Below are 12,569 nucleotides of genomic sequence, written 5' to 3' on the forward strand. Positions count from 1 at the left end.
TGCGAATATCTCTTCTCAGGAAAACAAGACCATCAAGGAGGTTTATGTATGAAGAGAAAAATGATGATGTTCGGATTGGCGCTATCCATCATTGCAGGCGGCGTGTTCGCTGATGGAACGGGGAATGCAGTTCAAGCAGCGCCTCAGGAAACAGTTATCGCAAAAGATATCGAAAAATTCAGCAAAAAATTCAACGAGAACCGCGCCTATCAAACGATTTACCATTTAAGCGAAACAATCGGACCGCGTGTGACAGGCACTCTGGAAGAAAAAAAGAGCGCCGCTTTTATCGCCTCACAAATGAAAAAGTCAAATCTGAAAGTGACCACACAAACCTTCAGCATACCTGACCGGCTGGAAGGAACGCTTACCGTTCAGGGAAATAACGTGCCTACGCGGCCTGCCGCCGGTTCCGCTCCGACTGCAGCAGAAGGCTTGGCCGCTCCTCTCTATGATGCCGGCCTCGGCCTGCCCGGCGACTTCACCGAAGAAGCGAGAGGCAAAATCGCCGTCATTTTAAGAGGTGAGCTGACATTCTATGAAAAAGCGAAAAATGCTGCTGACGCAGGCGCAAGCGGAGTGATCATTTATAATAATGTCGACAGCCTCGTCCCTCTGACTCCGAATCTCAGCGGGAATAAAGTCGATATTCCGGTTGTCGGCGTCAAAAAGGAAGACGGGGAAAAGCTGCTTTCTGAACAAGAAGCGATCTTGAAGCTGAAAGCTCATAAAAATCAAACCTCGCAAAACGTAATCGGCGTCCGCAAAGCAAAAGGTGTCAAAAATCCGGACATCGTATATGTGACTTCGCATTATGACAGCGTCCCTTATGCTCCAGGAGCCAATGACAATGCCTCAGGCACTTCAGTCGTCCTTGAACTGGCCCGGATCATGAAGACGGTTCCAGCCGACAAAGAAATTCGCTTTATTACATTCGGCGCCGAAGAAATCGGTCTCCTCGGATCGCGCCATTATGTCAGCAAGTTGTCAGAGCAGGAAGTCAAACGGAGTGTTGCCAACTTTAACTTAGATATGGTGGCGACAAGCTGGGAAAATGCTTCACAGCTGTACATCAATACGCCCGACGGTTCGGCAAACCTTGTCTGGCAGCTAAGTAAATCCGCTTCTTTAAGCCTTGGGAAAGACGTATTATTTTTACATCAAGGCGGATCATCCGACCATGTCCCATTCCATGAAGCCGGCATCGACTCGGCCAACTTTATTTGGAGAGAGCCGGGAACAGGTGCATTGGAGCCTTGGTACCACACCCCTTACGACACGATTGAACACATCAGCAAAGACAGGCTGAAAACAGCCGGTCAAATCGCGGGAACAGCCGTGTATAACTTGACCAAGAAAGAAAACAGAAAACCGTCTTACACCTCAGTTGCCCAGTAATATTAAAAAGGAGCAGATTGAATTGATCTGCTCCTTTTTTATACCGCTTCTTTTCATAGACCCGAAGCACCTATCCTCCCCACCGCTGCAGTGTCATCAGCTTTCCCACACATAAAAGTAAGCGATTCAAGAAAAACCGATGATTCTCCGAATATGTCCAGTTTGTGCTGCTGACAAATTCACATGTCCCGGCCTATTGATGTATGTAAGCATAGCCTTTTCCTATCATCGGCGGTTGCAAGTTTGAGCCTAAGGGCCTCACTTTGTAAAGCTTCCTTGACGTGAAGTTTATTTTATTTCAAGATGAGAACGCAGGGGAAGCAGCCTTTTTGAAACTACAGTAGAAGCGAAGATGATTAGGAAGTTGAATCATGGGATTCGCGTTTAGGTAACTACACGCGATTACCTTTTTCTTATTGACTTTAAGTCTCTATCTGTTTTTTTAGCTTGGCTAATAGAAAACTGGACTTAAAATGGATTTTATTCATTTATTATGTAAGCCATGTTTTATAATTATTTTATTTTGATGGGAGGATATTGATTTTTCTTATCTTGCCAGCATTGAGTGCGTAGACCTTGGCGCTCTTATTATTGCAGCAGTCAACATTTTTTATATTTTCGAAAATTTATTAGGAGATGAGAAATTGTGTTTCCCTTCCTTATTCAGCTATTCACTATCTTTATAGTCATTATGATCATCACAGCTGTGACCAAAAAGAAGAAGCGTTAAGAACATTCAATAAGCAATTAATACCAGTTTTTGTTTTTTCTCTCCGCTTTTGCCATCGCCAAAGTGCAATCTCCAAATCAAGCATTCGAAACTGAGGGAAGCAAAAAAATGGAGCCGCATCCCGTGCTCCATTTTTCAATCCTTCATCAGCTTGATAAATCTGAAGCTCATCAAAACGCTTCCGATGGCAACCACGATCATGACCACTCCCAGATCCCGAAAATGACCCGCGGTTATTTCTTCTCCAAACAACAGACCCAGAATGACGGACGAAAAGATCGAGCCAAGATAGCGGCATGTTTGGAAAAGCCCCGAAGTGGTTCCGACGATGTCCGGCGGACTTGCCGTAAACATGGCAGCCTGCAGGGCGACATTGCCGAGTCCGTAGCTGATCCCCAGCAAAGATAGGATGATGCCTTTCCACAACATCGGTGCATCGACAAAAAACAATGTTAGCAGGATAGCGCCGGCTGCCATTAAGCAAGAACCAATTAAAACGGGCTGCGTTTCACCTGAACGGTCAATCCATGTCCCGACAAAAGGCGAAATCAATACGCTCGTACCGGACATGAACAGCATCAAAAGACCGCTTGTTTGAACGGAAAGGTGCATTTCATCCTGAAAATAACTCGGAAGTCCAAAAAACAAACAGTAGTTAAAGATGTTCAGCATAATAAATTGAGCATAGACCGAAGTTAGCGTCCTGCGTGCGATCAACAGTCTGATATCAATAAACGGGCTGTTCACTCTCAGCTCCCACCACACAAATATCAAAAGCAAGACGAGTCCGAACATCCCCTCGGCAAAACGTGGCTCGCCCGTGCTCAATGAGAGCAGAAATGCCAGCAGGAGAACGATTCCGCCCGCAAACAGAAGAATCCCGGTCAGATCAAGCCGCTTGATCACGGCGCGGACATTTAAGCCGGCTTTTTTCTCATCTTTCGGAAACATGTACATCCCCAGCAAAAAGCTGAACAAAATAAATGGAAAGTTCACGAGGAAAATGGCGGGCCATCCCCCGAAAACGATTAAAAATCCCCCCACGGTCGGTCCAAAGGCGGTCATAGCCGAAGAAAAAATGGACAGCACACTGAGTGCAGACGCCTGCTTCTCATGAATGTGGCTTCTGATCAGGCCTACTCCCGAAGGGTAAATGGCGCCGCTCCCAATCGATTGAAACAAACGCATGATCAACAAGACGGAAAAAGCTGGTGCGAGAGGAGCGCCGATTGCCGATACGGCAACGAGAACAAGCCCTGACAAAAACATCTTTTTCCGGCCGATTAAATCGCCGATTTTTCCTGTGACAGGCTGTGCGACCGCACTGGCTAAATAAAAAGATGAAATCAGCCACGATACGGTTGCAAATGAAAGGTGAAACTCATGCTGGATGCTGTGCAACGCCAAAGAAATCATTGAAGAGTTGAGCGGATTCAGCATCGTCCCTGATGCAACGGCTGTTAAAAACAGGGCGCGGTTCTTTTTCAGTCGGGCCATTTACTCAAGAAAGCAGCCTTTCGCCAGCTCCGTCCGCTTTACCGCCCGCACCCGCATCACGGCCAAAAGCATTGACGACGGCCCCGTATAAAGCAGCATCAAGCCGTTGCGACTCCCGGTTCATCATCGCTGCTCCGTTTTGCAAACCGCATTCCGCAAGTTTTTCAATATCCGATTTCATATTTAGACCTCCTCGTGCCCTTATCATTTTCTTGTTTTCTTTTTTCGATTCATGACAGTCATAATCTTTGATACAGAGGAGCACGCTTCCTCTTTTCTCTTCATGAAAAATTTACATGTTTTGCATTTTAATGGGCAGATATCAATTAATGCATTGCTTTCTTTGAAGTCATAACTTGTGCTTTCATTGTTATTGTCCCTTATTTTTTTATGAAAGCCTGGGCGTTTTTGAAGGAAGTCCAACGGATAACGAAATGGCCCGGCGTAAAAAAATCATCGGGACGCTGACAAAAGAAGAACCCGAAGGTATCTGCTGATCACCGGGCAAATTGAAGTACAGAATTCAGTACCCGCGGGAATGGGAAAAAGTGAAAGGGAAATGGGATGAGCTTTTCGCTGAAGCTGATATTACATATGATGTTGATATCAACGTTGACAACTTCGGGTCAAGCGGCAGAAAAAAAAGGCAGCCGGGCATTTTTTTAGCCCGGCTGCTTTTTATTGATCCGCTTTTGTTCGAATATGAAGCATCTTTTCATCCAGGTAGTTCGCGATGTCAGCCGCTTCTTTCAGCTCATCAGTGAGCTGGTTCGGCACTTCATTGTTCAATTTGTAGTAGATTTTATGCTCGAGGCTCGCCCAGAAATCCATTGCGATTGTCCTGATTTGAATCTCCACCTTGGCGTGCTCGACGCGGTTGGTCAAGTAAACAGGTACTTCTACAATCAGGTGGAGACTCCTGTATCCGTTCGGCTTCGGATTCTTAATGTAGTCTTTCATTTTTAAAATCTTGATGTCTTCGTGTTCCTTCAGCACTTCAACCATATTGTAAATGTCGGATAAAAACGAGCAGACGATTCTGAGACCGGCGATATCATTGATGTGCTCCTTAGCGGCCTTTGTCGTAATATCGCAGCCCTTCCGCACAAGCTTGTTAATCAGGCTTTCAAAGCTTTTTACCCTTGATTTCGTATGCTCAATCGGGTTATGACCGTGAATTAAATTATATTCCTGGCTGATAATCGAAAACTTCGTATCCATTTGATCCAAGGCAAATTTATATACGAGGAGTTCGTTCTTCCAGTCCTCCATCAGGTTTCTCAAATCTTCTATTTGGGCTTCAGGCAGTCCTATCATCTTATCTATCGCCATATCCATTTTATTTTTCTCCTTATAACATCATTTCGTTTTTTCAGTTAGTAGACGGGCACGTCCACGGTAAAGTTTCGATTTAAAGCGGAGATCAAAAAGTGGCCTCGTTTACCATTTTCCACTTTTTTAAATTAATTCCCCTTTCAAAAGTCATAAAACCTTCATATTCTGTAATACCACTTTTCGGAGGTGAGGATATGTCATACTCTAATAGCTTCGCTTTGATCGTTGTATTATTTATTTTGCTGATCATTGTAGGCTCCGCTTTTGTAAAGTATTAATTCCTTCACGCACGAAGCCTTCTTCCGACAAACTGCAGGTTCATATCGAAAGGCGCTCCGCTTTTCATATGAGCCTGTTTTTTTGTTATTTAAAAAGAATTTATTTCCACAATAACAAAAAATGTTTATAATAGGATAGGCTCTGGAGCTGACGGCTTACGGCGCTCGGAAATAAAAACTCTCGCACAAATGAAACTTTTATACAACATTTTCGTCTTATACTGTTGTTAAGGCAATTCAATAACGGAAAGGAAAAGATCAATGTTAAATAAGCTAAAAATGTTGTATGAAAAAACAACAATGAAGTGGCTGCTCAACACTTCCTATTACTTTCTCATTCTGGTGCTGCTGTTTTTAATTTACGGATTCCATACAGCAAATACAGGTTCATATATTTATAATGACTTTTAATGGAGAAAAAAACAATGAAACTGATAGAAACAATTAAAGAATACGCGCAAACACAACCCGATACCCTTGCTTTTGTGAATGAAGAAGAAAAGCTGACATACGGAGAGCTTTGGTCACAATCTGAGCGCCTTGCCGCAAGGATTCAAAGCGAAGCTTTAACAGATGCTTCTCCGATCATTGTCTACGGACATATGAAACCGGTCATGGCGGTTTCTTTCCTGGCTTGCGTGAAAGCCGGCCATCCGTACATTCCAGTTGACGTATCGATTCCGGCAGACCGGATTCTGAAAATCATCAACAGTTCAAAAGCCGAGCTTTTGCTCAATAATTCAGGCACTTCAGTTGACACAGGAGATGCCCTCATTTCTGTAGTGGAACCGGGCGTTCTTGAAGGAGACGGGGTGCCGGAGACAGATCCCGGACGCTGGGTTGATGGTGAAGATACCTTTTACATTATCTACACATCCGGAAGCACGGGAAATCCAAAAGGCGTGCAAATCTCAGCCGACAACCTTCAGAGCTTCACAGATTGGATCACGAATGACTTTCCGGTGGAAAGCGGCCAAGTGTTCTTAAATCAAGCCCCGTTTTCCTTTGATTTATCGGTGATGGACCTTTATCCGTGCCTGCAGTCCGGAGGCACATTGTGGACGGTTACGAAAGACATGATTAACCGGCCGAAACTGTTGTTTGAAGCGCTGAAACAGTCAAACGTCAACGTTTGGACATCAACGCCTTCATTCGCACAAATGTGCTTGATGGATCCGTCTTATTCTGAAGAGCTGCTTCCTGAGCTGAGCTTGTTTATGTTCTGCGGAGAAACGCTTCCGGCGTCAGTCGCCAGACAGCTTAAAGAAAGATTTCCAAAGGCTCGTGTTTTTAACACATACGGCCCGACCGAAGCGACCGTTGCCGTCACTTCCATTGAAGTAACAGACGACGTATTAAACAAGTATTCTTCTCTTCCTGTCGGTTCTGAAAAGCCTGAAACCGAGATCGTGATCATCAATGAAGACGGAAAAGCCGTCCAAGACGGGGAAAAAGGCGAGATCATTATTACCGGAGCCAGCGTCAGCAAAGGCTATTTAGGCGAAAAAGCGCTGACGGAAAAAGCGTTTTTCTCTTACAATGGCGCCCCTGCTTATCGCACCGGTGACGCAGGCTACAAAGAAAACGGACAGCTGTTCTTCCTCGGAAGACTCGATTTCCAAATTAAACTGCATGGCTACCGGATTGAGCTTGAAGAGATCGAATATCAAATCAATCAGTCCCGATATGTGCAGTCGGCGGTCGTTATTCCATTCTACCGCGAGGAGAAAATCGAGTATCTGATCGCTATGATCGTGCCTGCCGAACACGATTTCGAAAAGGAATACCAGTTAACCAGTGCGATTAAGAAAGATTTGGGCAGCAAGCTGCCGGCCTATATGATTCCGAGAAAATTCATGTATCAAAAAGAGATTCCGATGACAGCAAACGGTAAAATCGACCGCAAGAGATTAAAAGAAGAGGTAACCGTATGACGCCCTATGGTTCATTTCTTTTCTTCATTATATTAGGAATTTTACTGGCGCCGACCATTATTCTCGGACTGAACGGAAAAAGCTTCCGCTTATATAATATGGCGGTTTCCGTCCTGGTTCTGGCGCTTATTTTTTCGAACAGCCTGCACGGGCTGATCATGCTGTGCCTGTTTACGCTTTGGCAGATGGTTTTGATCAAAGGCTATATCGCTTACCGTCTCAAAGCGAACAGCGGCATCGTATTTTGTCTGGCTGCAGCAGCTTCTATCCTGCCTCTGGCACTGTCAAAGCTGCTGCCGTTTTTCGCCGTTGACAACTGGGCAACATTTCTCGGAATCTCGTATTTAACTTTTAAAGGGGTTCAGCTGATCATTGAAACCCGCGACGGTCTCATTAAAAAGCAGCTCCCAATCAGCAGACTGCTTTACTTTATTCTCTTTTTTCCAACCATCTCGTCAGGTCCGATCGACAGGTACCGCCGTTTTGAAAAAGACGATCAGACGGTATGGACGAAGGAGCAATACGAAGAACTGCTTTACAAAGGAATCAATAAAATCTTTCTCGGCTTTTTATATAAATTCATTATCGGCTATTGCATTAATACGTATGTCATTATGAAACTGCCGTTTTTGACTTCCGGCAGCTTCTCGCATGGATTGGCATACATGTATGCGTACAGCCTTTATCTGTTTTTTGATTTTGCCGGCTACACCGCTTTTGCGGTCGGCGTCAGCTATATCATGGGAATCAAATCGCCTGAAAACTTTAATAAGCCGTTCATCAGCCGCAATATTAAAGATTTCTGGAACCGCTGGCATATGTCGCTTTCCTTCTGGTTCAGAGACTACGTCTTCATGCGTTTTGTCCTTTGGATGACGAAGAAAAAATGGATCAAAAACCGGATGGCTGTTTCCAATATCGGATATGTGCTGCTGTTCCTACTGATGGGCGTCTGGCACGGCCTTGCCCCACAGTACATCGTTTACGGGCTGTATCACGCGCTGCTTATGGTCGGCTTTAACTTCTTTGAAAAATGGAATAAGAAATATAAGTGGTGGCCGAACAATAAGTGGACGACAGCCGTCTCAGTCGTGGTGACCTTCCACTTCGTATGTTTTGGATTTTTAATTTTCTCAGGGAAACTAATACACTAAAAGGAGATTTTCATAATGGATTTTAATCAAGAAGTACTTTCAGTTTTAGCAGAGGTATGTCAGGACGATATCGTAAAGGAAAATCCGGATATTGATATATTCGAAGAGGGAATCCTCGATTCCTTCGGCACGGTGGAATTGCTGCTCGCATTCGAAAGCCACTTTAACATCACAGTGCCGATTACAGAGTTTGACCGGGATGCATGGAACACGCCAAATCAAATCATAAAGCAGCTGAATGAGTTGAGATAATGAAAAAGCGCTTTTTATTCGGGCCAATCATCTTGGCGTTTTTACTTTTTTTCACCGCGATCTTGATCCCAAATGCATGGCTGGCAAAGCTGGTTCCTAAAGATCGCGTCGAAACTTCAGCAACAGAAATAAACCCGATGATGTTCCAGGGTATGTATCTTCAAGGCAAAGCGCTTGAAGATCCGAAATATCTTCCGATTTACGGATCATCGGAATTGTCCCGGTTAGATGCATTTCATCCGTCTAACTATTTTAAAGTAAACAATCAAGGGTTCACGCCTTACCTGGTCGGGAAAGGCGGTTCACAGTCCTTGATTCACGCGATCAACTTTGCGGCGCAGTCTGATCAATTAAAGGGCAAGAAAATCATTTTCATTATTTCTCCGCAGTGGTTTCAAAAACACGGCTCGGACGAAGCCCACTTTGCGCCGAACTTCTCAGCTTTGCAGGCATACGATCTTGTGTTCAATCAAAATGTCGATTCCGAGCTGAAGAAAAAAATCATCAAACGCATGCTTAAATTTCATGCAGTTAAAAATGACGCTCTGCTTTCAGCCCTTTTTAAAGCCGAGCTCGATCAGGACAAAGTGGCGCTATCTCTTCTGACGCCGCCGGCAAAAGCTTACCGAAGCATTCTGGAGAAAAAGGATATCTACTATTCCATGGTTGAAGGAAACGGACCGAAGCGTACCATTTCCCAAGATGTAAAAAACAAATCGTGGGATGAATTAAAGCAGATGGCCGAAAAGGTCGGCGCCAAAGAATCCCGCAACAATGAGTTTAAAATCTCAAACGGCGTTTATAAGAAGTTGAAGCCGAAGCTGAAAAAGCTTAAAGGCCATAATAAAAAGATGAACTATGCCGAGTCCGTTGAGTTCCATGATTTCCATCTCATGATGGATGTTCTGAAAGAATCCGGCGCAGAACCGCTGTTCATCTCGGTTCCGGTCCACGGCAAATTTTACGACTATACCGGCTTCCCTAAAAAAGGCCGGACAGATTTCTATAAAAAGATCAAAAAAGAAATCGAACAAGAAGGCTTTCAAGTTGCTGATTTAACGAATCATGAATATGATCCATACTTCTTGAAAGATACGCTCCACCTTGGCTGGAAAGGCTGGGTTTACGTCGATCAGGAGATCGAAGCGTTTTATAAAAAGTCTTCATAAAAAAGGATCCCCCATGGGGGATTCTTTTTTTGTCCGATTTAAATTTTAAAAGTTTCCAAAAATTCTATTTTACAAATTTCTCTGAAATCTATTGCGATTATCAAGAGAAGGTTTAAAATAGAAGATAAATATTTTTTGGAAAAAGACTAGAAACGGCAGGGAGAATGAATATGACAAAACAAACGATCAGCGTACAGCTCAGTACAGCAAAAAAGCAAAAGCCAGAGGCTGACAAGCTCGAATTCGGCCGGACCTTTACCGACCACATGTTTATCATGGACTATACGGCTGAAAACGGCTGGCACGATCCGAGAATCGTTCCTTACCAGCCGATTGAAATGGACCCGGCTGCAATGGTTTACCACTACGGACAATCCGTTTTTGAAGGGTTAAAAGCTTATTTATCAAGCGAAGGCAGAGTTCTTCTGTTCAGGCCTGAAAAAAACTTCGAGAGACTCAATAAATCCAACGACCGCCTCTGCATTCCGCGGGTTGATCCAGACACCGTTCTGGAAGGGCTGAAGCAGCTGGTACAGATCGACAAAGAATGGATTCCTCAAGCTGAGGGGACGTCCCTTTATATCCGTCCGTTCATTATTTCAACGGAACCTTACCTCGGCGTCGCTCCGTCCAATATGTATAAAATGCTGATCATTTTATCGCCGGTCGGATCTTATTACAAAGAAGGCATCCGCCCTGTAAAAATTGCCGTTGAAAGCGAATTTGTCCGTGCTGTGGCAGGCGGTACAGGCAATGCGAAAACGGCCGGAAACTACGCGGCGAGCCTGAAGGCTCAGGAAGTGGCGGAAAGCAAAGGCTTCTCACAAGTGCTGTGGCTCGACGGAGTTGAAAAGAAATACATTGAAGAAGTAGGCAGCATGAACATCTTCTTCAAAATCAGCGGTGAAATTGTCACTCCGGCTCTAAACGGAAGCATTTTGGAAGGCATTACGAGAAACTCCGTCATCCATCTGCTAAAACAATGGGGGCTCTCCGTAACAGAAAGAAAAATTTCAGTTGATGAACTGGTTCAGGCTCACAAAGACGGCCTGCTTGAAGAAGCATTCGGCACCGGAACCGCCGCTGTCATTTCCCCGGTCGGCGAGCTGATCTGGAAAGACGAAAGCCTTGTGATCAACAACGGGCAAACAGGAGAAATCGCCAAAAGGCTCTACCAAACGATTACCGGTATTCAAAAAGGCGCTTTGCCTGACACATTCGGCTGGACAGTTGAAGTTGATAAAGTCAGCCAGTCCTGCTAAGCGGTTTAAGCTCTCTTTTGCAAAAAAGAGGGCTTGCACCCTTATCGCGAAATGTGCCGGCGGCGGGCTCTATTTCCACACCACTCCCCCTCTTTTTCATTACGCCTTGTCAATCCTCCCGCACAAAACGATTCCATTTTATATATTTTATGTTAAAATTATCAATAATCATACCGGAAAGGAGAGATTATCCGTTCTCATGTAATACGCAAATCAAGAAAGGACGCTGAACGATGGATCAAACAAAATTGAGCGTCTGGGAAAAGAATTACACGTTCCTTTTCATCTCCAGGCTAATCAAAATCTCGGCTGACTGTTTTGCCTTCAACTCTATTTTATGGTTTTTAATCTTTGACGGAAAAGGTGCAATCGGCACCTCCTTGCTTCTTGCCGTCACTTTCCTCCCCGAAGCCTTTTTGGCGCCGATTACAGGGCCATTAGTCAAAAGAAGCGCCCTGAAATTCTGGATGTATTTTTCGGATTTAACAAGAGCAGCCGTCGTCATTACAATACCGATTTGCTACTTAAACGGCTTTTCACCGATGTGGTTTGTATTAGGGCTCATGATCATCCATTCGGCAACAGGGGCGACATATAACCCGGCATCGATTACGCTGATTCCGCAGATCGTGAACGAAAATCTCATCCAAAAAGCCAATGCGATTCTCCAGTCTTCTTCAGAAATCATCAGGCTGGGAGCCGTTACATTATGCGGAGTGCTGCTGACTTTTATCGGTCCTGCAACGACTTTGGTCTTTTCATTTATCTTTTATATCATATCGGGCCTATTCGTGCTTTGCATCAAATACAGCATCACCCGGAATCAATCACAATCTGAGTCCCTTGCTCAAAGAGGTACATATTTTGCGAGATTAAAAAGAGGATTTACATTGGTGAAAAACCACAAAATATTATATCCGCTGGCGATTTATTGCATCTTCATGAACCTGGCGGCTTCACCCTGGGAAGCCCTTTCTGCTGTATATGTTGCAGAGGATTTAAACGGAACGCCGTTCATCCACTCGCTGCTGAAGGCAACGACGGCAGGAGGAGCATTTTTACTTGGATTTATCCTTGCAAAAGTAAAAATCAACAGGTACGGACTCCTTTTTATTACGGCAGGCATTCTTGAAGGGGCAGCTTATTTTATCGCAGGACTGAATACTTTCCTGCCGCTCGTCTTTCTCGCCGCCTTTGCATTCGGGGCAGCCATCAGCTCGATCAATGTCCCCGAATTTACGATTATCCAGACATCTGTCGAAGGGGATGACCAGCCTCAAGTGTTTGCAGTCATCCATATGATCACAAATCTATCGCTTCCTTTAGGGGCTATTGCCTGCGGGTATGCCGCAAAAACGCTTGGTGCAGGAGGCGTGATCGCAATCGGCGGCTTCATCGAAATCATTGCGGGCATCGGCATTCTCATATTTACTCAGCTTGCCAAAGCCCGGCGGTCAGATCTGATAAAAGAAAAAGAAGCGAGCGCAAATATGTAGTATGAATGGGACGGCCGCTGTTTCGCCGAGCCAGGCGGGAACGGCGGCGCCTATAACAATGAAA

Annotated in this window: 13 protein-coding genes; 10 read left to right on the forward strand and 3 right to left on the reverse strand. The window is 44.7% G+C overall.

From position 1 onward, the window contains the following. The first annotated feature begins 48 nt into the window (after positions 1–48). Complete coding sequence (locus MKX80_RS20835) at positions 49–1,398, forward strand: M28 family peptidase (RefSeq protein ID WP_182069855.1); 1,350 nt, start codon at positions 49–51, stop codon at positions 1,396–1,398. 865 nt (positions 1,399–2,263) lie between these two features. Here MKX80_RS20835 and MKX80_RS20840 read toward each other — a convergent pair. Both MKX80_RS20840 and MKX80_RS20845 read right to left on the reverse strand, forming a co-directional pair. Further along, positions 2,264–3,625 (reverse strand): MFS transporter, encoded by a 1,362-nt coding sequence (locus MKX80_RS20840; protein ID WP_268315649.1) that lies wholly within the window; start codon positions 3,623–3,625, stop codon positions 2,264–2,266. A gap of 4 nt (positions 3,626–3,629) precedes the next feature. Next, positions 3,630–3,806 (reverse strand): hypothetical protein, encoded by a 177-nt coding sequence (locus tag MKX80_RS20845; RefSeq protein ID WP_182069851.1) that lies wholly within the window; start codon positions 3,804–3,806, stop codon positions 3,630–3,632. 328 nt (positions 3,807–4,134) lie between these two features. Between MKX80_RS20845 and MKX80_RS20850 the strand changes: the two genes are divergently transcribed. Continuing rightward, positions 4,135–4,389 carry a Ger(x)C family spore germination C-terminal domain-containing protein gene (locus tag MKX80_RS20850; RefSeq protein WP_326171549.1) on the forward strand — a complete coding sequence of 85 codons (255 nt, stop codon included), beginning with the start codon at positions 4,135–4,137 and terminating at the stop codon, positions 4,387–4,389. Here MKX80_RS20850 and MKX80_RS20855 read toward each other — a convergent pair. After that, positions 4,304–4,942 carry a GTP pyrophosphokinase family protein gene (locus tag MKX80_RS20855; RefSeq protein ID WP_031314764.1) on the reverse strand — a complete coding sequence of 213 codons (639 nt, stop codon included), beginning with the start codon at positions 4,940–4,942 and terminating at the stop codon, positions 4,304–4,306. The two genes, MKX80_RS20850 and MKX80_RS20855, sit on opposite strands and share 86 nt — an antisense overlap. Before the next feature lie 212 nt (positions 4,943–5,154). Between MKX80_RS20855 and MKX80_RS20860 the strand changes: the two genes are divergently transcribed. From MKX80_RS20860 to MKX80_RS20895, 8 genes are all read left to right on the forward strand, one after another. Further along, the gene (locus MKX80_RS20860) at positions 5,155–5,238 is read left to right on the forward strand and encodes a YjcZ family sporulation protein (protein ID WP_016885663.1); all 84 of its coding nucleotides are present in this window, start codon (positions 5,155–5,157) and stop codon (positions 5,236–5,238) included. Positions 5,239–5,499: 261 nt separating this feature from the next. Next, entirely contained in the window at positions 5,500–5,649 is a 150-nt protein-coding gene (locus MKX80_RS20865; protein WP_023856959.1) for a teichoic acid D-Ala incorporation-associated protein DltX, read from the forward strand. 14 nt (positions 5,650–5,663) lie between these two features. After that, entirely contained in the window at positions 5,664–7,172 is a 1,509-nt protein-coding gene (gene dltA / locus MKX80_RS20870) for a D-alanine--poly(phosphoribitol) ligase subunit DltA (RefSeq protein WP_154997553.1), read from the forward strand. Continuing rightward, complete coding sequence (gene dltB / locus MKX80_RS20875) at positions 7,169–8,326, forward strand: D-alanyl-lipoteichoic acid biosynthesis protein DltB (protein ID WP_154997550.1); 1,158 nt, start codon at positions 7,169–7,171, stop codon at positions 8,324–8,326. Before dltA ends, dltB begins: the two co-directional genes overlap by 4 nt. A gap of 15 nt (positions 8,327–8,341) precedes the next feature. Further along, entirely contained in the window at positions 8,342–8,578 is a 237-nt protein-coding gene (gene dltC, locus MKX80_RS20880) for a D-alanine--poly(phosphoribitol) ligase subunit 2 (protein ID WP_003186284.1), read from the forward strand. Then, a complete protein-coding gene (dltD, locus tag MKX80_RS20885) occupies positions 8,578–9,747 on the forward strand; it encodes a D-alanyl-lipoteichoic acid biosynthesis protein DltD (RefSeq protein ID WP_154997547.1) in 1,170 nt (389 codons plus the stop codon). Before dltC ends, dltD begins: the two co-directional genes overlap by 1 nt. Before the next feature lie 170 nt (positions 9,748–9,917). Then, positions 9,918–11,009 carry a branched-chain amino acid aminotransferase gene (locus tag MKX80_RS20890; RefSeq protein ID WP_176276833.1) on the forward strand — a complete coding sequence of 364 codons (1,092 nt, stop codon included), beginning with the start codon at positions 9,918–9,920 and terminating at the stop codon, positions 11,007–11,009. Positions 11,010–11,242: 233 nt separating this feature from the next. Further along, on the forward strand, positions 11,243–12,505 hold the full coding sequence (locus MKX80_RS20895; RefSeq protein WP_182069850.1) for an MFS transporter: 1,263 nt from the start codon (positions 11,243–11,245) through the stop codon (positions 12,503–12,505). Positions 12,506–12,569 lie beyond the last annotated feature (64 nt).

This window comes from Bacillus sp. FSL K6-0972, from assembly GCF_037976035.1.
GTDB lineage: Bacteria > Bacillota > Bacilli > Bacillales > Bacillaceae > Bacillus > Bacillus haynesii.

What these genes read in the sequence shown, in the direction of transcription:
- MKX80_RS20835 (WP_182069855.1), top strand. Translation starts at nt 49, where the DNA reads ATGAAGAGAAAAATGATGATGTTCGGATTGGCGCTATCCATCATTGCA.
- MKX80_RS20840 (WP_268315649.1), bottom strand. Translation starts at nt 3,625, where the DNA reads ATGGCCCGACTGAAAAAGAACCGCGCCCTGTTTTTAACAGCCGTTGCA.
- MKX80_RS20845 (WP_182069851.1), bottom strand. Translation starts at nt 3,806, where the DNA reads ATGAAATCGGATATTGAAAAACTTGCGGAATGCGGTTTGCAAAACGGA.
- MKX80_RS20855 (WP_031314764.1), bottom strand. Translation starts at nt 4,942, where the DNA reads ATGATAGGACTGCCTGAAGCCCAAATAGAAGATTTGAGAAACCTGATG.
- MKX80_RS20860 (WP_016885663.1), top strand. Translation starts at nt 5,155, where the DNA reads ATGTCATACTCTAATAGCTTCGCTTTGATCGTTGTATTATTTATTTTG.
- MKX80_RS20865 (WP_023856959.1), top strand. Translation starts at nt 5,500, where the DNA reads ATGTTAAATAAGCTAAAAATGTTGTATGAAAAAACAACAATGAAGTGG.
- dltA (WP_154997553.1), top strand. Translation starts at nt 5,664, where the DNA reads ATGAAACTGATAGAAACAATTAAAGAATACGCGCAAACACAACCCGAT.
- dltB (WP_154997550.1), top strand. Translation starts at nt 7,169, where the DNA reads ATGACGCCCTATGGTTCATTTCTTTTCTTCATTATATTAGGAATTTTA.
- dltC (WP_003186284.1), top strand. Translation starts at nt 8,342, where the DNA reads ATGGATTTTAATCAAGAAGTACTTTCAGTTTTAGCAGAGGTATGTCAG.
- dltD (WP_154997547.1), top strand. Translation starts at nt 8,578, where the DNA reads ATGAAAAAGCGCTTTTTATTCGGGCCAATCATCTTGGCGTTTTTACTT.
- MKX80_RS20890 (WP_176276833.1), top strand. Translation starts at nt 9,918, where the DNA reads ATGACAAAACAAACGATCAGCGTACAGCTCAGTACAGCAAAAAAGCAA.
- MKX80_RS20895 (WP_182069850.1), top strand. Translation starts at nt 11,243, where the DNA reads ATGGATCAAACAAAATTGAGCGTCTGGGAAAAGAATTACACGTTCCTT.